Here is an 18,319-nt window from a genome sequence, read left to right on the forward strand (position 1 = left end):
AAGCACTGAGTCCATGGTTTCAAGAGTCTCTAAAGTCGTAAATGGAGAACTTTTGCGCCATAGCGTTCAGAAAAATTGATGTTTGGTGTTAAGAGCTGGTCCGCGTATCAACTGATACGCGGACCGGTGCCGGGGTTCAGGCGTTCAGCTTTGCGTTGGACGGCGCTGACGCGGCTGCCTTGGGAGGCAGGGCGGCGCCTTCCGGGCTGATGCGGATGGCGACCAGTCCGACGATCAGGATTGCCACCCAGAAGATGCCTACGGCGGTGATGCCGAAGCTGACGGCCAGCGCGGTGCAGATCATCGGGGTGAAGCCGGCCCCAAGGGTCGAGGAGCCCTGGTAGGCCAGTGAGGCGCCGGTGTAGCGGACATCAGCTGGGAACAGCTCGGAGATGTAGGCGCCGATCGGTCCGGCCAGGATGCCCTGGATGACGCCGTTGCCGACGATGACTGCAACTGCGAAGCCCCAGCCGGTGCCGTTGCTCATCAGGAAGACTGCCGGGAAGGCCCAGAGGATGCCGGCGGTGCCGCCGATGGTCAGGATCATCTTCCGGCCGTACTTGTCCGAGAGCTTGGCGGCCAGCAGGCAGATCACGATGGTGACCATGGCCGCGTAGCCCTTGGTGTTCAGCACAAAGGAGCGGTCCACGCCCTGGGCCGCTGCTTCGGAAACGCCCCACGAAGTCAGCACGCCCTGGCAGGTGTAGAAGCCAAGGGAAGCGATCAGGGTGATGATGACGGTGCGCGAATGGTTCTTCAGCACCAGCGAGATAGGAGTCTTGCGCTCCTGCTTGCGCTCGGCGGCCTTGGCATCCAGCTCCTGGAAGACCGGAGTTTCTGCGACCTTCAGGCGGATCACCATGCCGATGATGATCAGGACTGCCGAGAAGATGAACGGAATGCGCCAGCCCCATTCCAGGAACGCATCACCGGTGGAGAAGGAGATGAAGGAAACCAGGAAGGTGGCCAGCAGGCCACCGGCCGGTGCGCCGGCGTTAGCGAAGGAAGCTGCGAAACCGCGCTTGGAAGCGGGTGCATGTTCCAGGGCCATCAGGGTGGCGCCGCCCCATTCGCCGCCAACTGCGACTCCCTGGACCACGCGGAGCAAGACCAGGATGACCGGGGCAGCTGCGCCAATGGTTGCGGTAGTCGGCAATAGGCCAATGGCAACGGTGGCTACGCCCATCATCATCATGGAAAGCACCAGCATCTTCTTGCGGCCAAGGCGGTCGCCGAAGTGGCCGAAGACAATGCCGCCCAGCGGGCGGGCAATGTATCCGACGGCCAAGGTGCCGAAGGAGGCGAAGAGTGCCAAGCCCGGGCTCAGGTTGCCGAAGAAGACCTTGTCGAAAATCAGCGACGCCGCAGTGGCGTACAAGATGAAGTCGTAGTACTCGATGACGCTGCCCAAGAAGCTGGATCCGAGAATGCGGCGCAAATCCTTGGTGTTGAGGGAGTCGCTTGGCTCCATTGCCGGCACTGGCTGGTTCTGTTGCGAGTCGGACACGTCGAGAACCCTTCCTGATCGCTGATGTGACTTAAGCCATAGTGGCTCATTTCACTAACCTTGTCCACTTTTTACGCATTTTAAGACGGATAATATTTTCTTTGGCCCTTGAAAACCGCGTAATCTTGCGGGTTTGGAAAAATTCTTCGGCCCAGAGCTTGATCTGGGTCACATGAGTTATATAAACTGATGCACAGAATATATTTTTGAACCCGCTCAGCGGGACGCCCGATAAGGAGCAGCGAAGATGAGTGCACGCACTGGAGAGCAGTACCTGGCAGGGCTCAAGGATTCCCGCGAGGTCTGGCTGGGCGATCAGCGCATTGACGTTACCGAGCACCCGGCATTTGCCGGCTCGATCAACGGCATGGCCGCCTACTTCGACTACCAGCACAAGTACGCCGATGACTGCCTGATGAACGACGAACAGACTGGCGAACAGCACAACGTCTCCCTGCTGCGTCCCAAGAACGCAGAAGACATCGCCCGCCGCCACCGCGCGTTCGACCGCCTGGCCCGCTACTCCAATGGCATGCTCGGCCGCACCCCCGACTACGTCAACGTGGTGCTCGCCGGCCACGCCTCGCGCCCGGACATCTTCGCCAAGTCCGGCGACCCGGTCTACTACGAGCGTCTGGAGAACTACTGGCGCCATGTGCAGGAAAACGACCTGGCGCTGACCCACACCATCGTGCACGCGGCCATCGACAAGTCGGTTGGCGAACTGCAGGGCATCAATGAAGAGCTGACCTTGCGCGTGGTGGACCGCACCGCTGAAGGCCTGATCGTGCGCGGCGCGAAGATGCTCGCCACCCTGGGCCCGATCGCCGACGAGCTCTATGTCTACCCGGCGGTGCCCATCCAGAAGGGCTACGAGGAATACGCGCTGTCCTTCGCGATCCCGGTCGCCACCAGCGGCGTGGTCTCGGTCTGCCGCGACCACTACGGCGTGGACCAGCCGGTAGTGGACAAGCCGTTCTCCTCGCGCTTCGACGAGCAGGATGCGGTCATCATCTTCGACGACGTGCTGGTCCCTTGGGATCGCGTGTTCATCGACGGCCAGCTCGATGTCTACAATTCCCTGAACGCCGGCACCGCCACCGGCAACACCCAGCAGCAGACCGCCATCCGCGCCTCGGTGAAGCTGGAGTTCGCCTACGACCTGTGCGTGCAGATGGCCAAGGTCACCGCCACCGACAACAAGCCGGACACCGCATCGATGCTCGGCGAGATCTATTCCTACCTGCGCATCGCCCGCGCCGTGATCCACTCGGCCGAGGTCAACGCGTCCGAATGTGGCGGCGGGGCGTTCTTCTGCCACGACGACATCTCCGCGCTGCGCACCATGATGCCCATCTGGATGGCCCGCGTGAACGACATCATCAAGTCCATGGGCAGCCACAACCTGCTGGCCACCCCGACCGCGGCCTCCTTCGAGGACCCGCGCCTGGGCCCACTGCTCAAGAAGTACCTGCCGGGAGCCAACGGCATCGCGCCGGAGGAACGCGCCAAGATCTTCCGCACCGCTTGGGACTTCGCCGGATCCGCCCTGGGCAGCCGCATCGAACTGTACGAGCGCTTCTACCTGGGGTCGGTCAGCCGTGCCCGCGGGCTGGATCACCGCAAGGCGCAGATGAAGGGCGAGACCGGTGCCTTCGAGGCGATGTTCGCCGAGGTGGGCATCAGCCCGGTGATCGCCGAGCAGGCCGCACTGGACCTGGACGCCGCGGCAACGCGCGCCTAGGGAAGCAGGAAAATCATGGCTAACCCGACGCCCGATGTGCTCGATGCGCTGCTCGAGCACCTGCTGGAAACCCAGTACGGCCAGCTGCCGACGGCCACGATCCAGCGCGTGAACCAGCGCCTGCTGGATTCGGTGGGCGTTGGGCTAGCAGGGCACCGCGCCGACGACATTGCCGGACTCATCGAAGCGGCGCAGGCCTGGGGCCACGGCGATGAAGCAACCGTGCTGGGTACCGGAATCAAGCTTCCGGCCACCTCCGCGGCCTTCGTCAACGCGGCCCTGATCCGCTCCTTCGACTTCGAACCGGTGGAAGCCGAAGGCCCGGCCGGCAAGCAGGTCGCCGCCCACATCTCCGGAACCACCGTGGCCGTCGTGCTGGCCCTGGCCGAAGCCACCGGCGCCACCGGAGAAGAAGCACTGGCCGCTCTGGCGCTGGGCGATGACCTGGCAGCCCGCCTGGCCATCGCCGGCGGCTTCGACGTGTACTCGGGGCAGGATAATACCGGCACCTTGAATGCCCTGGCCGCCGCTGGAATCGCCAGCCGGATGCTGGGCCTGGACAAGGCGCAGGCACGCCATGCCATCGGCATTGCGGTCAACCAGGCTTCGGGCAATGTGGCGGCGATCTTCGATGGGGCCAACGGCTTCAAGCTGCCCATGGCCTTCGCCGCCCGCGCCGGAATTTCCGCCGCGCAGCTGGCCAAAGCCGGCATGAAGGCGGCGGATGATCCGCTGACCGGCAAGCACGGCTACTTCCAGCTGTTCGGCATCGACGCGCAGCCGGAACTGGCGGTGGCGGATCTTGGCGTGAGCTTCCATGGGGACTGCACGATCAAGCCCTTTGCCAGTTGCCGGGCCGCGCAGCCTTCGCTGCAGGCCTGCGCGGAACTGGTGGCCGACGGCACGGTGGGCTACAAGGACATCGAATGCCTCACCGTCCACCTGAGCGAGCGGACCCTGAACGGATTCGTCGGGGCGCGCTTCGAGGCGGGGGACACCCGCACCGTGGCAGCCCTGTTCTCGGTGCACGCCACCGCGGCGATCGCCTTGATCCACGGAACGGTTCGCCCCGAGCACCTGACCGCCAGCGCGCTGGCGGACCCGGAGCTGGCGCAGATGCTCGGGCGCATCGAGCTAGCCGGCACCCTGCCCAACAGCCAGCGGCTGACGGCGGAGATCACTGCACGGCTGCGCAGCGGCGAGGTGCGCCACGTGCGCGTGGAGCACCCGGACGGAAACATCTTGCGCACACCCCTGGAGCATGACCAGGTAGTTGAGAAGTTCTCGAAGAATCTCGAGTTCTCGCATCCAGAACTGGCAGCACGCAAGGACGCGTTGCAGCACCAGCTCGAACACCTCGCCAGCGCACCGGATCTGACTGATCTGATGGCGGCGCTGGACCCCGCTAGAAACTTCACCCCGAATTACCAGGAGCAACTCCCATGAGCATCACCAACCTTGAATCGGTCACCCCAGTAGACATGAACACCTTCCGCAACGTCGTCGGCCACTTCGCCTCCGGCGTCACGGTGATCACCACGGCCGTGGACGGCCAGCTCTACGGCACCACCGCTTCGGCAGTGTCCTCCCTGTCGATGGAACCGCCAATGATGCTCGCTTGCCTGAACCGCTCCAGCTCCACCCATGACCGGGTAGTTGAAGCAGGCGTCTTCGGCATCAACATCCTGGCCGAGGACCAGGGCGCGCTGGCCTTCCACTTCGGCCGCAAGGGCGAGGACAAGTTCGCCACCGTGCCGCATACCCTCTCCGCGGAGGGCATCCCGCTGATTGACGGCGCATTGGCCACGATCGTATGCCATGTGGCCGAAACCCCGACCGGCGGTACCCACACCGTCTTCCTGGGACTGGTCAGCCACGCTGAAGCCCATGACCGCGAACCGCTGGCCTACTACCGCGGAACCATGGGCCGCCTCGAGCCCACCAAGGAGTTGGCTGCCTACCAGGCCACCCGCACCTGGGTGCTGCTGCGCACCAGTCCACTGGGCGAAGACCTCGACGTGGATGCCATCGCCGCGGCTTCCCGGGCCGACGCTGATCATGTAGCCAACGCGCTGGTGAAGCTGGAAAGCGAGCACCTGGTCTTCCGCACCGAAACCGGAAAATACCAGCCAAAGCCGATTACCGCAGAATTGACCGATTCGGCCTACGACTCGCGCGCCACCATCGAGTCCGGGGTGATCGCCTCGCACCTGGGCAAGATTTCCGAAGAGACCATTTCCAGCCTGCGCGAGATCACCGCGAAGCTGGCTGACCTGCGTGAGACTTCGGAATCCGACCTGGAAGAGTTCTTGGCCCTGAATGTCGCCTACCACGATGCTCTGGTTGGCGTTGCCGGCTCCAGCCAGCTGGTGGATTCCTTCCGCCGTTTGGGAATTGGCACCGTCTGGCGCCAAGCGCTGACCGCAGAGCAGTGGTCGCGCCAGCTGGACCACCGCCACGTTGCAGAATTGACCGAAGCGCTGGCTGCCGGTGACGCGCCAGCGGCCCAGGCAGCGCTTGCCGCGCACACCGAGTTCGGCAAGGCGCTGGCTCGTGAAGCAGTGGCCCGCCATGGCGGCCAGGTTTAGGCATTGAGGCGATAGCCACTGTGGAAAGGCGGCAGGTTGGAAGATCCAGCCTGCCGCCGTGGCTTTATAAAGCGTCGAAGTGCGGGCCTATTGGGCTGTGGCCCCGACAAAGAGGCGCAGCTTCCACTGGCCGCCGGTCTTGGCCCACACCGTGCGGTTGGCAGTTGCCAGATGCTTTTCGACGCCTCCGGAAATCAGATGCATTTTCATGCTGCCTTCGACGACCACCACGTTGCCCTCCTGGGTAACGGACTCGAAGTCGTGGCTGAGCGCCAAATATTCGACGGCTCCGGAACCGAGCAGTTCCAGCAATGAGTCGCGGTCATCGACACGACCGGTGGAGTGGGTGTACTGCAAATCCGGCTCAAGCAGGTTCCCCAAGGTTTCGAGGTCACGGGCGAGCATGGCCGAAAGGCGCCGTTCTTCTGCGATGCGCAGTTCCGATTCAAGTGCCGCAGGGTCAATAGTCGTCAACGGTGATGGCTCCTAAGTAGCGTTTGGTTCGTAGGCAATCTACCAATAAGCAGTGGCGATGTGCGGATATTAGCGAGTGCTTTTACTGGGTGAGATGGAGTTTCAGGGTTGATCCCAGAAGTGGAAACTATCAGCCGAGGGTATGAGCCGGGCACGGGATAGTTACCTCGCATCGCTGATTCCCCGGGCCGCGGAAATTTCTACGATGGAATCATGCTCAAGAAAAAGTACCTCGCCACTGGCGCGCTCGCCCTTCCCTTCGCTCTCCTGCTCACCGGCTGCAGCGGTTCTGATCTCTTCGTCGACAAGTACGATGAATCCACCACTCGAACTGCCAAAACTTCAGAGAAGGCCGTGGCCGATGGCGTGCTGCCCGACTGGGTTCCGTCCGGCGGCACCGACGTTCAGCTGGTCCAGCGCAATACCGGCGCTGAACGCATCTTCATGCTGAACTACGACGGCAAGCTGGACAGCGAACAGTGCAAGGCGCTGGAAACCGTTGGGAATCCGACCGAAGCCGAACTGGCCAAGGCCTACGCTTCTGACCCGCGCACCAAGAACCTCGAGCCTGACGAGATCTCAGCTACCCGCACCTTGGATGCCGACTGGTGGCCAGCCGATGGCCAAAGCGAGACGACTGATCTGTGCGGGCGCTTCTGGGTCCATCAGTCAGAGGGCAAGCTCTATGCCTTTGCTCCGGACATGGTTGCCCAGGTCCAAGCCATCGAGAAGGAGCGGGCCGCCAAGGAAGGCAAATAGAGGCTGGCCGCCACTAGCTGGGCTGCAGGCCGCGAACCAGGAAACTGGTTCGCGGCCTGCAGCTTGTTGCTCATGCGGATCAGAAGCGGATCACGCTGCGGGCGATGGACCCGGTTTCCTGCTTTGCATAGGCTTCGTTGATCTCGTCGAGCTGGATCTCCTGCGCCACCAGGTCATCGAGATTCAACCGGCCCTGCAGATAGAGCTCGGCGTAGTAGGGAATGTCATTGCGGACCGTGGAGGAGCCCATGTAGATGCCGTGGAGATTGCGCTGCGGGATCAGCAGGTCCAGCATGATATTCATTTCCAGCGGCTTGCCCTGGGGAATGCCGATGAAATACACGTGTCCGCCGGTTTTGGCGACTTCCAGGGCCTGGCGCTGCGTGGGGGCAATGCCGATGGCTTCGAAGGAATGGTGGACTCCGCGGCCGGTGATGGCGCGGATGGCGCTGACCACGTCTTCCGTGCCGCCGTTGATGACATGGGTGGCTCCGAATTTCTTGGCCAGCTCCAGCTTCTCTGGCTGCAGGTCAATGCCGATGATGGTCTTGGCGCCGGCCAGCTTGGCTCCCTGGATGACATTCAGGCCGATGCCGCCCAAGCCGATGACCGCGACGGTTTCCCCGGGGGAAACCTTGGCGGCGTTGAGCACCGCGCCCACGCCGGTGGCTGTCGCGCAGCCAAGCACAGCAGCCTGCGCGAATGGGATTTCCTTGGGCACCCTGACCAGCTTGTTCTGGTGCAGGACCGTGTACTCGGCGAAACCGGCCACGCCGAAGCCTTCTACGCGCTCGCCGTTGCGCGTCAAGCGTGCCGGGGTATCCGGTCCGCGCAGCGCATGCTGGGGATTCAAGCAGCGGTAGGTCGCTCCGTTGACGCATTCTTCGCAGCTCCCGCAGAAGCTGATTTCCGTGGCGATGACATGGTCTCCCACTTCGAAGTCGGTGGCTTCGGGGCCTAGCGCGATGACGGTGCCGGCCATTTCGTGGCCGACCACCATCGGCAAGGGGCGCCCGCGGTCTACGGTGGCAACTATGTGATCCGAGTGGCACAGGCCTGCGGCTTCGACCTTCACCAGAACTTCTTGCCCCCGCGGCTCGTCGACTTCGAGTTCCTCGATGCTGAAACCTTCGCCGATGGAGTTGATGACCGCTGCGCGCATTGCAGATCCTTCGTTAGATTCTTCTTCTAAAAATGCATTATTTCTAATAGTATATTTTTATTAGTGTTCTGCGTCACCCCCTTTGCGCGACTATTTTCCGGAGGAAGCATGAAAGCAGCAGTCGTTTCTGAAGTTGCCGGCTCTTTTGATGTCCTGGACATCAGCATTGACAACCCCGAAGCCCATGAAGTCCTCATTGACGTGAAGGCCAGCGGCCTGTGCCACTCGGATTTGCACGTGGCGACGTCGGACATCGGCTTCCCCATGCCAGCGGTGCTCGGCCACGAAGTCTCGGGTCTGGTCGTGGGCGTCGGTTCGGCTGTCACCTCGCTCTCGGTGGGGGACCGCGTGGTGACTTCTCCAGTGCACAGCTGCGGGGTCTGCAAGGGATGCCGCACCGGCAAACCCTACCAGTGCCGCGTGCCCTCGCACACCGACCGCACCGCGCAGCAGAATCCGCGATTGTCCCTGGGTGGGCAGCGGCTCACCCAGTTCATCGGTGTTGGCGGCTTCGCGGAACAGGTGCTGGTGCATGAGAACACCGTCGTAAGGGTTCCGGACGCTATCCCGTTCGACCGCGCGGCGCTGCTTGGCTGTGGAGTGGTCACGGGTGCTGGCGCGGCTATTAATACCGCGCGCATCCGTCCAGGCGATACCGTTGCCGTGATCGGCGCCGGTGGTGTCGGGCTGAACGTCATCCAGGGCGCGAAACTGGCTGGCGCGACCCGCATCATCGCTATCGACCTGCAGCCGGCCAAGCTGGAGCTGGCCAAGGTCTTCGGTGCCACCGACGTCATCAACGGCGGGGAGGGCGATGCGGTGGAAACCGTCAAGCGGATTGCTGGCGGGGGAGTGACGCATGCCTTCGAGGTCATCGGCCTGCAAGCCACCAGCGAGCAGGCGGTGGCCATGCTGGAAATCGGCGGCACCGCGTACCTGATTGGCGTTCACAAGCCCGGCGCGCAGATCAGCATCACCCCATTTGGAGACCTGATGGGACGCCAGAAGGGCATCCGTGGCGTGGCCATGGGGTCGAGCAACATCCAGGTGGACATCCCCATGTACGCCGAGTTGTATCTGCAGGGCCGTTTCAAGCTCGACGAACTGGTGTCAGCGCATATCAGCTTGGATGAAATCGACAAGGGATACGAGCAGCTGCGTGGCGGTGCGGTGGCCCGAAGCGTGATTACCTTCTAGATTTATCGACGCCGGTCGCTGAACGAAGCAAGGCCAGCAGTCCACTGATCTGCTGGCCTTGTTTCATGTTCTGGGGGTGCTGCTACTCTCCGGTCTGCGCGCGGCGCTGTATGCGCGTGGCGTACAAGACGCAGCCCAGCAACCCGATGAAGCTGAGCGCAACCGCCACGGACCCGGTGATGCCGGGCAGGTGCTGGTTCCAGGTCATGTTCAGGGTGACAAGCAGAGACACCAGAAATCCTCCGGTGAGGTAACTGATTGCCGAACTCATGGTGAACCTTCCGTGGGCAGAACGTGCTCCCGTGAGCCTAGCATCGCGCCAGTCCCTGTCCAAGGATTTGCCGGTGCTGGTTATTTGCGAGACGCGTGCTCCCAGAGCACTTCATCCACTGTTACGGGCTTGTCAATGAGCTCGAAGCGTGCCATTGCATCCAGGCCTGACTGGGAAGCCTCTGCATCGAACGCGGTGCCTGCCAAGGCGAACCGCGTTGGAGCTTTTTCCACCGGAATCTGGTTGACCTCGGCGTGTATCTTCTGCACTTCCTCGAGGTTTGCTGCATCGGAGTAGAACTCCACTGCCTCTTTCATGGCCGATACGAAGGCCTTGGCAGTATCTGGATTCGCACCGGCCCACTGGGAAGTGCTTAGCCACAAAGTGCCCGGCTGATTCCCCTGGTACTCGCGGACCGGGTTGCCCAAGGAGGGGAAGCCGGCCGCAATCATCTGGTGGTAGAAGACGTCGCTGGGGACGACCGCGTCAACGGTCCCGGTCTCCACCGCGGCCTGCATCCCGGCGTAGGGCATGCCCACTTCGCTGAACTCCTCGGCGCCCACCCCTGCGTCTTCCAGGGCTTGGAAGACCGGCAGATCGCTGCCGGTCTTCACGCCGATGACACCGATGGTCTTGCCCTTGAGATCGGCAAGCCTCGCAATCCCAGAGTCCTTGGCGACGAGCACTCCGGAGTTATCGACGTTCGGGTCGACCACGCCATTCGAAGCCAGCGCTTCGATCGGCAGGCCCTTTGACACGGAGGTGGCGACGTTGACCCAGGAACCGGTGGCGATGTCCACCTCGCCGGAGATAGCAGAAGCAATCTGGGCGGCGGGGTCTGCGCCATTGATGATTTCAACGTCCAAGCCATGGTCTTCGAAGAAGCCTTGGGATTCGGCGAGGTAAGCCGGCTCGAACTGGATGCCGGCCACCGAGACCTTCAGCGGGATCAAGCCGCCCGGTGTTTCGGCGCCTTGCCCAGCGTTGCCGCAAGAGGCCAAGGCCATGGTGGAAACGAGCAGGACCGCGGACAGGGGCAGGGCCCGGCGCGCGGAAGATGGAGTTCTCAAGATGGCCTCGTCGTGCTTGAAGGGGATATGAAGTGGCAGGCAATCAGCTGAAATCTGTGATGACCGAACGGGCAACGCCCTGCCCGGCCTTCATCGCTGCGAAGCCCTCGTTGATCTGCGAGATATGAAGTTCCCGGGCAACGAGCGCGTCGAGCTTGAGGCGCCCGGCAAGATAGTGCTCGGTGTATTTGGGGACATCACGTTGCGGGCTGGAAGAGCCCATATAGATCCCGTGCAGGCTGCGCTGCGGCCCAATGATGTCGGACATGGCATCCAGCGGCAGTTGCGCGCCGGGCTTATGCAACCCGACCAGATAGGCATCCCCGCCTACACGGGTCATGCGCACCGCCTGCAAGCTGGTGGCCTGCAGGCCGATCATCTCGAAGGAATGATCCACCCCGCCGCCGGTGATTTCCTGGACCTTGGCGACAGCGTCTCCACTGCCGCCATTGATCGTGTGCGTTGCCCCGAATTCGCGGGCCAGTTCCAGCTTCTCATCGCTCAGATCCACTGCGATGATCTTCGAAGCGCCGGCGATCTGGGCGGCATTGATCGCGTTCAACCCGATGCCTCCAGCGCCAATGACTGCGACGGATTGCCCCTGGGCCACCTGGGCGGAGTTGAACACTGCCCCGGCACCGGTCAGCGTGGAGCAGGCCATCACCGCGGCTTGGGCGAAGGGCAGCTCCTCGGGAATCCTTACTGCCTGGTTGGCATGCACCAAGGTGTACTGGGAAAATCCGCCGGTGCCGAACATCTGCATCACCGGCTGATCCTTGCAGCTGGCGCGCGGTGCTTGGCCGGCCGTGCGCAGCGTGCTGGGGCGGTTGGCGCAACGGTATTCCTGGCCCGAAAGGCACAGGGCGCACTGCGCGCAGTATTGGATCAAGCTGGCCAGCACGTGGTCTCCCGCAGTGAAACCGCAGGCTTGGTTGCCGGTGCTGAGCACCACCCCGGCAACTTCATGGCCCAGCAGCAGCGGGGCAGGAAGGCCCAGATCCATGCCCGCCAGGTGGGCATCGGACTGGCACAGTCCAACTGCTTTGACTTCGATCAGCAATTCCGCGCCCAGCGGAGCATCAACGTGGATGTCCTCAATGCTGAAGCTGCCATCGCCGTGCCTTGCCAGTGCTGCCCGTGCGCTGAGTGCCATGGGGATCAGTCCTGGCGCAGGCGCACGAGGATCCGTGCGCGGGCCTCGGTGAAGCGCGGGTCAGCCTTGGTGGCCAGCTGGTCGCGGGTCTCGCCGAAACCGGTGACGATCTCGTCGACTACGGTGGCCGGCTTCTCCGCGATCACGACCACCTTGTCGGCCAGGTACAGCGCCTCGTCGATGTCGTGGGTGACCAGCAGGATCGTCACACCCAGCTTGTGCTGCAAGTCCAGCACGAGGTCTTCGAGGTCGAAGCGGGTCTGCGCATCAACCGAGGCGAAGGGCTCATCCATGAGCAGCACCTTCGCGTTGTAGGCCAAGGCGCGGGCAATGGCCACGCGCTGCTGCATGCCTCCTGACATTTCCCAGGGGAACTTGCCGCCTTGGCCTTCAAGGCCCACGGCAGCCAGATGCTCATCGGCCAGCTTGTTGCGCTCGGCCTTGCCGATGCCCTTGCCCTGCAGCGGGAAGGCCACGTTTTCGCGGGTGGTCATCCACGGCATCAGCGAACGCGAGTAGTCCTGGAAGACCACGGCGAGATCGGGGTGCGGGCCGTTGATCTTCGTGCCGGAAACCTCGATGGTTCCGGCTTTTGGCTTCAGCAAGCCGGAAAGGCATCGCAGCAAGGTGGTCTTGCCGACGCCCGACGGGCCGACTATCGAGATGAACTGGCCATACTCCACGTCCAGATCCAAATTCTCCAGGATCTTGTTTTCGGCCGGGCCGGCGCCATAGCTCATGGACATGCCGCGAACCTTCATGAGCAATGGTTTGGTTTCCATGGTCGTTTCAACGGGTGCTTGGGTGGTCATGGGATTCTCCTTGGTCAGAAGATGGAAGGTCGGACGGAAACGGAGGCTACTGGGCGCCGGAGGCGTGGTACCAGCGCAGGATCCGTTTTTCGACGAGCACGAAGAGGATCGAGATGATGTAGCCGATGACACCGACCAGCAGTGCGCCGGCCCATGTCTCCGGAACCTTGAAGGTGGCCGAGGAATTCAGGATGTAGAAGCCCAGGCCTTCAATGGAGGCGAACATTTCCGAAACCACCATCACGGTGATGCCGATCGGCAATGCGACGCGGATACCGGCCACGATCTGCGGGGTGGCACCGGGCAGGATCACGCGGCGGAAGTGCAGGCCCCGGGGAATGCGGTAGACCTTGGAGAACTTGCGCACCGTTGGCTCGATGCCCAAGATGCCGTCGATGGTGTTCAGCAGGATCGGCCACATGCAGGCGAAGGCGATGGTGCCCATCTTCGGGCCCTGCCCCATGCCGAAGACGCCGATGATCATCGGAACCAGTGCTGCCTGCGGGACAGCGCGGAAGAAGTGGATGATCGGGTCAACGATCTTCAGCAGCAACGGGACTTCGCCCAGCAGCAGTCCGCCGCAGATGCCGAAGAAGGCAGCCAGGGCCAAGCCGACAAAGAGATTGGACAGCGAGTACCAGGCGCCGGAAATAATCACGCCGTTGCCCAGGTCGCGGACCAAGGCTTCGAGGATGGACTCCAGCGAGGGGATGAAGAAGTTCGTGGAGTTTGCCGAGCCGAACCACCAAGCCGCAACCACGGCAACGATGAGCCATGAAGAAACCAGTATCTTGCGTCCGGCGGCCGCCGAGGAACTCGGAGCCTTGGCTTTCGAAGCGCGTGATGGCACTGCGGGGGCGTTCAAAGTTGCGTTAGTCATCGTTCTGCCTCTTCCACTTCAGCAAACGGTTTTCGGCCTGTTGCAAGAGCAGGGCGATGGCCCATCCGGTCAGGCCGGCGAAGAACAGGTAGGCGAAGGCCAGATCCCAACGCTGCGCCTGCTGCATCAGCGTGATCTGGCGTCCAATGCCTGGCGCCTGGGAGATCACTTCAACGCCCACCGCCACCAGGATGGCGATGGCCGAGGAAATGCGCACACCGGTCGCGATCAGCGGCAGGGCAGAAGGCAGCAGGACCTTGGTGAAGCGCAGCATCGGCGGGATGCGGAAGACGGCGACGGTGTCGGCAACCGCGGCTTCCTGGCGGCGTGCACCGTAGATGGTCTGGATCAGCACTGGCCACAGGCAGGACAGCGCGACGACGACGATTTCCATCATGGTGTTCGAGCCGAGCAGCATGATCACTACCGGCATCAGGGCCAGTACCGGGAACGAACGGCCGAAATCGATCAGAATCGAGGTGGAGTTGTCGAGGAAGCGAACTGATCCAATGACCAGGCCCAGGACGACACCCACGACCGAAGCAATGAGCCAGCCGGTGAGGGCTGCGAGCAGGGTCTTGCCTAGCCCGCCCCAGAAGGCCGCTTGGCCCAGGGCTTCGGAGATGGCAGAGAAGATCTTTTCCACGCCGGGGAGCATGGAGGGCATGGTTCCTGAGGCGATCACCAGTTGCCAGATGCCCAGCAGGGCGGCGATGGCCACGATGCGCAGGGTCCAGAGCAGACCCGGTGAAATCGTTGACTCTTTCATGGGAATCCTTGAGTAAGCAGTTGCAAGCTAGGGGTGCTGGTGGCGCCAGCGCAGGGGATGGCGCCACCGGTGGGGCGAAGAGGACGTGGGCTACTTGGCGTCTGCCGAAGCCCGGGTAGGGGCTTCGTCCCAGAGCACATCTTCGACGATGACCTTGTTCTCGACCAGGCCGAAGTGGACCATGGCATCGATGCCGGATTGGGCTTCAGCCACGTTGAAGGTGACGTCCGCCGGGACGAAGGTCTTGGGCGCATCGGCTACATCGATCTGGTTGGCTTCGGCGTGGACCTTGCGGACTTCCTCCAGATTGGCCGGGTCCGAGTAGAACTTCACGGCATCCTGCATAGCTGCGTCGAACTTCTTGGCGGTCTCGCCATTCTGCTCCAGCCACTGCTTCTGCACGGTCCAAACGGTTACCGGCATGCTGGACTGGAATTCCTGTACCGGGTTGGAGATGGTCTGGTAGCCCTTCTCCAGCATCTGGTGGTAGAAGGAGTCGGCAGGCACTACTGCATCCACGGTGCCTTGTTCCAAGGCCGCTTCCATGCCCGCGTAGGGAACAGCAACTTCAGTGACTTCCTTTTCCTTCACGCCGGCCGCTTCCAATGCCTGGAGCACGGGGATGTCGCCACCGGACTTCACGCCAACTACGCCAATGGTCTTGCCCTTCAGGTCTGCCAGTTCCTTGACCCCGGAATCCTTGGCCACCATGACACCGGAGTTGTCGGCTTCCGGGTCGACCATGCCGTTGCCGCCAATGACCTGGATCGGAACACCTTGGGAGAAAGAGGTGGCGACGTTGATCCACGAGCCGATGGCAACGTTCACGTCACCGGAGACCACCTGGGCCAGCAGCGCGGCGGGGTCGGCGCCATTGACCAATTCAACGTCCAGGCCCTGGTCCTCGAAGTAGCCCTTCTCTTCAGCGATGCGTGCGGTTTCGAACTGGATCGGAGCAATGGCGACGCGCAGCTTCACCGGGCCGTCGGCGCTGGCCTCCTCACTGGATCCGCACGCGGCCAGGGTGCCGATTGCGAGGGCAGAGACTGCGAGGCCGGAGAAGGCCTTCCGTGCAAAACGTCGTTTCGTGACCATGGGGATCTCCTTGAAAGCTTGGTGCCTAGGCGAAGGCTGCGAGTTGTCGACCGGGGTCGGCTCCCGGAAGAAGAAGTACATTGAGCATCAAAATGTATTCCTTGAATCACAATATATCTTTAGTATGATTGTGTGGCAAGACTCACATTCAAAATGATGCCAACGACGAAGCGCGCCGGGCAGACCAGGAGATACATTCCATGACAGCAACAGATCTTTCCGCCGTTCCGCTGGCTCAGCAGCTTCGCGCCGCTTTGGCGGCCACGCCCCTTCCGCTGGTGATCAATGGCCAGGAGGTCGCTGGCTCGGGGGAAAAGCTGCCGGTAACCGATCCCTCCACTGGCCAGCTGCTGACCGAGACGACGGCTGCCACCGCAGCGGACATCGACCGCGCAGTAGCTGCCGCCCGTGCAGCGTTCGAGTCCGGGCCCTGGGCAGAAATGACCCCGGCAGCACGCCAGCGGGCGCTGCACCGCTTCGCTGACGCATTGGAAGCGAACCTCGATGAATTGGCTACCCTGGAGTCCCTGAACTGCGGGAAGCCCTTCAACGTCGCCCGCTTTGGCGAGCTGCCCGCGGGCATCGAAACCTTGCGCTACTTCGCCGGCTGGGCCACCAAGCTCAACGGCGAAACCCGCGAGATTTCCCTGCCAGGAACCTGGCACGCCTATACCCAGCGCCAAGCCTTGGGCGTGGCCGCACTGATCGTGCCATGGAATGTCCCCTTCACCATTGCGCTGTCCAAGGTGGCTCCGGCGCTGGCGTCCGGTTGCACCGTCGTGCTCAAGCCCGCGGAGCTGACCCCGCTGACCGCCGTGCGCATGGCGCAGATTGCGCTTGAAGCAGGCATCCCGGCCGGTGTGCTGAACGTTGTCCAGGGTTTGGGGCCGGTGGCCGGCCAAGCGCTCGCCGACCATCCGGATGTCGACAAGCTCTCCTTCACCGGATCCACCGCGGTAGGCAAGAAGCTGCTGGCGTCGGCAGCGGGCAATCTCAAGCGGCTGAGCCTTGAGCTGGGCGGCAAATCCCCGGTGGTGATCTATCCCGACGCGGATCTGGACAAGGCCATTCCGGCCGCGGCCATGAGCATCTTCGGCAACTCCGGCCAGGTCTGCGCGGCAGGGTCGCGACTGTATGTCCACGAAGACATCGCAGACCAGGTCATCGAAGGCATCGCCGGATTCGCGAAGAGCCTCAAGCTGGGCGCTGGCCTGGCAGACGGAACCCAGCTGGGCCCGCTGATCTCCCAGGTGCAGCGCGAGCGCGTGCTGGGGTACATCGAGGCGGGCATCGCTGATGGCGCGGAACTCGTTGCCGGTGGCTTGGCCGAAGGCGGAGAAGGATTCTTCGTGCAGCCGACCGTGCTGAAAAATGTCAGTCCGGACATGTCCATCGCCAAGGATGAGATCTTCGGGCCGGTGCTCTCGGTCAGCACCTTCGGCGACGAGGATTCGCTGGCTGAGGTGCTGCGCCGGGCCAACGACACCGACTACGGCCTCAATTCGGTGATCTTCACCCAGGACATTTCCCGCGCGTTGACCTTCGCCAAGAAAATCCAGGCCGGCAACGTCAGGGTGAATACCGGTGCCGGCATGGATGCGAACATGCCGTTCGGCGGATTCAAGCAGTCGGGGTGGGGCGCCGAAAATGGCCGTGAAGGCATCGAGGCCTACACCTCGCTGAAGTCGGTCACCGTCAAGCTCGACTAGCGGCAATGTTCTATTCCGGGACTGCTTTGCGCAGTCCCGGGCCGTTAGGATGAGCTCATGAGCGAAAAGGAGCAACCCCGGCTGGCTAGCGCGTTGGCGCAGAAAGTCGTCGACACGATTGCGCCGACCATCAACCGCAATGTGAACATCATGAATGCTCACGGAGTCATCATTGCTTCTACGGATGCTGCGCGTATCGGTACCCACCACGACGGCAGCGCAGAGGCGATCCGACGCAACGGCATCATCCGTGTCAGCCAGGCCGACGGCTCGGCCGGAACCCAGCCAGGGGTCAATGTGCCGCTGGTGCTGAACGACCAGCTCTGCGGCGTTGTGGGCGTGACCGGAGCTCCCCACGAGGTGGAACCGCTGGCCGGCCTGATTGCATTGACCGTTCAATTGCTCTTTGCCCAAGAACGCGAGCACTCTCGCAGCGCGCGGCGCGAGACCGAAGCCCGCGACATTATTTCTGCGTTGATCGCCGGTCGCGTTGCACCTGAAGTGATCGACCGCTCGCTCGCAGCGCATGGTTTGCGCGGGCCGAAATGCATTGAAGCTTGGCTGCCCCGAAGCGTGGGGGATCCGTCGCTCGAAGAGCCGGCGAAGGATCATCACCGCACGTCATGGATTAGCCTTTCCGGCGCGTACTGGAGGCTTTGCGCTGCCAGTGAGACAGCTTTCGCTCCCGAGCGCATGGACCAGGAACGTTTCCTGGTCTCCGCGCCTGTCGAAAAGGCCGAGGATCTCATGGCCGAAACCGAAGTGCTGCGCGTATTGGTGGGCTATCCGGCACTCGTGCCATCCCACGCGCGGCGCCGCATGTGGAGCCGGGAAATTGCTGTGGCTATCGCCCGCACCCCAGCCCGCAGCCTGGACCATGCAGCTGCTCCAGCGATGCAGCTCAATGAGGAACAAGCCAGAACCCTGCTGGTCGTTGCGACAGCTGCTTCGATGAGCCAAGCAGCCACGGATCTGCATATTCACCGCAATACCTTGGTTCAAAGACTTGAGCGGATAAGCCAGGTCAGCGGCATCGATATTCGGCGGTCCAGCGAGTCCCTGAAACTCCAGCATGCCATCTACGCGAGAGTGGCCTTGGGCCAGCTGCATGTTTTCTAGGCCCTGGAAA

General features: G+C 62.6%; 17 protein-coding genes. 7 read left to right on the forward strand and 10 right to left on the reverse strand.

What is annotated here, in order from left to right; translation table 11 throughout:
* Window positions 1-136: 136 nt before the first annotated feature.
* Window positions 137-1,507, reverse strand: coding sequence for an MFS transporter (locus tag AC1Z36_RS03485; protein ID WP_286134075.1), 1,371 nt, complete (start codon window positions 1,505-1,507; stop codon window positions 137-139).
* A 247-nt stretch (window positions 1,508-1,754) separates the two neighbouring features.
* Here AC1Z36_RS03485 and AC1Z36_RS03490 point away from each other — a divergent pair, with 247 nt between their 5' ends.
* From AC1Z36_RS03490 to AC1Z36_RS03500, 3 genes are read left to right on the forward strand one after another with little or no spacing between them, the layout of a single operon-like run.
* Window positions 1,755-3,251 carry a 4-hydroxyphenylacetate 3-hydroxylase N-terminal domain-containing protein gene (locus AC1Z36_RS03490; RefSeq protein ID WP_105656461.1) on the forward strand — a complete coding sequence of 499 codons (1,497 nt, stop codon included), beginning with the start codon at window positions 1,755-1,757 and terminating at the stop codon, window positions 3,249-3,251.
* A 15-nt stretch (window positions 3,252-3,266) separates the two neighbouring features.
* Entirely contained in the window at window positions 3,267-4,697 is a 1,431-nt protein-coding gene (locus AC1Z36_RS03495; RefSeq protein ID WP_105656460.1) for an MmgE/PrpD family protein, read from the forward strand.
* Window positions 4,694-5,839, forward strand: a complete 1,146-nt coding sequence (locus AC1Z36_RS03500) for a flavin reductase (protein WP_105656459.1) — start codon at window positions 4,694-4,696, stop codon at window positions 5,837-5,839. The genes AC1Z36_RS03495 and AC1Z36_RS03500 overlap by 4 nt, the downstream gene beginning before the upstream one ends.
* Before the next feature lie 87 nt (window positions 5,840-5,926).
* On the opposite strand, the gene AC1Z36_RS03505 is transcribed toward AC1Z36_RS03500, so the two are convergent.
* Entirely contained in the window at window positions 5,927-6,313 is a 387-nt protein-coding gene (locus AC1Z36_RS03505; protein WP_105656458.1) for a nuclear transport factor 2 family protein, read from the reverse strand.
* A 213-nt stretch (window positions 6,314-6,526) separates the two neighbouring features.
* Between AC1Z36_RS03505 and AC1Z36_RS03510 the strand changes: the two genes are divergently transcribed.
* Window positions 6,527-7,072, forward strand: a complete 546-nt coding sequence (locus AC1Z36_RS03510) for a hypothetical protein (protein ID WP_105656457.1) — start codon at window positions 6,527-6,529, stop codon at window positions 7,070-7,072.
* A 79-nt stretch (window positions 7,073-7,151) separates the two neighbouring features.
* Here AC1Z36_RS03510 and AC1Z36_RS03515 read toward each other — a convergent pair whose 3' ends face one another.
* On the reverse strand, window positions 7,152-8,234 hold the full coding sequence (locus AC1Z36_RS03515; protein ID WP_105656456.1) for a zinc-binding dehydrogenase: 1,083 nt from the start codon (window positions 8,232-8,234) through the stop codon (window positions 7,152-7,154).
* 108 nt (window positions 8,235-8,342) lie between these two features.
* Between AC1Z36_RS03515 and AC1Z36_RS03520 the strand changes: the two genes are divergently transcribed.
* Entirely contained in the window at window positions 8,343-9,431 is a 1,089-nt protein-coding gene (locus tag AC1Z36_RS03520) for an alcohol dehydrogenase catalytic domain-containing protein (protein WP_105656455.1), read from the forward strand.
* Between the two features lie 82 nt (window positions 9,432-9,513).
* Here the strand turns inward: AC1Z36_RS03520 and AC1Z36_RS03525 are convergent, their stop codons facing one another.
* From AC1Z36_RS03525 to AC1Z36_RS03555, 7 genes are all read right to left on the reverse strand, one after another.
* Entirely contained in the window at window positions 9,514-9,663 is a 150-nt protein-coding gene (locus AC1Z36_RS03525; protein WP_166650762.1) for a hypothetical protein, read from the reverse strand.
* Window positions 9,664-9,782: 119 nt separating this feature from the next.
* A complete protein-coding gene (locus tag AC1Z36_RS03530; protein ID WP_105656453.1) occupies window positions 9,783-10,772 on the reverse strand; it encodes an ABC transporter substrate-binding protein in 990 nt (329 codons plus the stop codon).
* Between the two features lie 43 nt (window positions 10,773-10,815).
* The gene (locus tag AC1Z36_RS03535) at window positions 10,816-11,925 is read right to left on the reverse strand and encodes a zinc-binding dehydrogenase (protein WP_105656452.1); all 1,110 of its coding nucleotides are present in this window, start codon (window positions 11,923-11,925) and stop codon (window positions 10,816-10,818) included.
* Between the two features lie 5 nt (window positions 11,926-11,930).
* A complete protein-coding gene (locus AC1Z36_RS03540) occupies window positions 11,931-12,737 on the reverse strand; it encodes an ABC transporter ATP-binding protein (RefSeq protein ID WP_105656451.1) in 807 nt (268 codons plus the stop codon).
* Window positions 12,738-12,783: 46 nt separating this feature from the next.
* Window positions 12,784-13,617 carry an ABC transporter permease gene (locus AC1Z36_RS03545; RefSeq protein ID WP_105656450.1) on the reverse strand — a complete coding sequence of 278 codons (834 nt, stop codon included), beginning with the start codon at window positions 13,615-13,617 and terminating at the stop codon, window positions 12,784-12,786.
* Window positions 13,610-14,386 (reverse strand): ABC transporter permease, encoded by a 777-nt coding sequence (locus tag AC1Z36_RS03550; protein ID WP_105656449.1) that lies wholly within the window; start codon window positions 14,384-14,386, stop codon window positions 13,610-13,612. Before AC1Z36_RS03550 ends, AC1Z36_RS03545 begins: the two co-directional genes overlap by 8 nt.
* A 90-nt stretch (window positions 14,387-14,476) precedes the next feature.
* Window positions 14,477-15,481 carry an ABC transporter substrate-binding protein gene (locus tag AC1Z36_RS03555; protein WP_181148780.1) on the reverse strand — a complete coding sequence of 335 codons (1,005 nt, stop codon included), beginning with the start codon at window positions 15,479-15,481 and terminating at the stop codon, window positions 14,477-14,479.
* A gap of 200 nt (window positions 15,482-15,681) precedes the next feature.
* Here AC1Z36_RS03555 and AC1Z36_RS03560 point away from each other — a divergent pair, with 200 nt between their 5' ends.
* Together AC1Z36_RS03560 and AC1Z36_RS03565 are read left to right on the forward strand one after the other, a co-directional pair.
* Window positions 15,682-17,190, forward strand: a complete 1,509-nt coding sequence (locus AC1Z36_RS03560; RefSeq protein WP_105656447.1) for an aldehyde dehydrogenase family protein — start codon at window positions 15,682-15,684, stop codon at window positions 17,188-17,190.
* 57 nt (window positions 17,191-17,247) lie between these two features.
* On the forward strand, window positions 17,248-18,309 hold the full coding sequence (locus AC1Z36_RS03565) for a CdaR family transcriptional regulator (RefSeq protein WP_105656446.1): 1,062 nt from the start codon (window positions 17,248-17,250) through the stop codon (window positions 18,307-18,309).
* Window positions 18,310-18,319 lie beyond the last annotated feature (10 nt).

The organism is Glutamicibacter sp. BS14, from assembly GCF_056934375.1.

Bases quoted from the DNA above. Each gene is read 5' to 3' on its own strand.
- AC1Z36_RS03490 (WP_105656461.1), top strand. From the start codon at position 1,755: ATGAGTGCACGCACTGGAGAGCAGTACCTGGCAGGGCTCAAGGATTCC.
- AC1Z36_RS03495 (WP_105656460.1), top strand. From the start codon at position 3,267: ATGGCTAACCCGACGCCCGATGTGCTCGATGCGCTGCTCGAGCACCTG.
- AC1Z36_RS03500 (WP_105656459.1), top strand. From the start codon at position 4,694: ATGAGCATCACCAACCTTGAATCGGTCACCCCAGTAGACATGAACACC.
- AC1Z36_RS03510 (WP_105656457.1), top strand. From the start codon at position 6,527: ATGCTCAAGAAAAAGTACCTCGCCACTGGCGCGCTCGCCCTTCCCTTC.
- AC1Z36_RS03515 (WP_105656456.1), bottom strand. From the start codon at position 8,234: ATGCGCGCAGCGGTCATCAACTCCATCGGCGAAGGTTTCAGCATCGAG.
- AC1Z36_RS03520 (WP_105656455.1), top strand. From the start codon at position 8,343: ATGAAAGCAGCAGTCGTTTCTGAAGTTGCCGGCTCTTTTGATGTCCTG.
- AC1Z36_RS03535 (WP_105656452.1), bottom strand. From the start codon at position 11,925: ATGGCACTCAGCGCACGGGCAGCACTGGCAAGGCACGGCGATGGCAGC.
- AC1Z36_RS03540 (WP_105656451.1), bottom strand. From the start codon at position 12,737: ATGACCACCCAAGCACCCGTTGAAACGACCATGGAAACCAAACCATTG.
- AC1Z36_RS03545 (WP_105656450.1), bottom strand. From the start codon at position 13,617: ATGACTAACGCAACTTTGAACGCCCCCGCAGTGCCATCACGCGCTTCG.
- AC1Z36_RS03550 (WP_105656449.1), bottom strand. From the start codon at position 14,386: ATGAAAGAGTCAACGATTTCACCGGGTCTGCTCTGGACCCTGCGCATC.
- AC1Z36_RS03555 (WP_181148780.1), bottom strand. From the start codon at position 15,481: ATGGTCACGAAACGACGTTTTGCACGGAAGGCCTTCTCCGGCCTCGCA.
- AC1Z36_RS03560 (WP_105656447.1), top strand. From the start codon at position 15,682: ATGACAGCAACAGATCTTTCCGCCGTTCCGCTGGCTCAGCAGCTTCGC.
- AC1Z36_RS03565 (WP_105656446.1), top strand. From the start codon at position 17,248: ATGAGCGAAAAGGAGCAACCCCGGCTGGCTAGCGCGTTGGCGCAGAAA.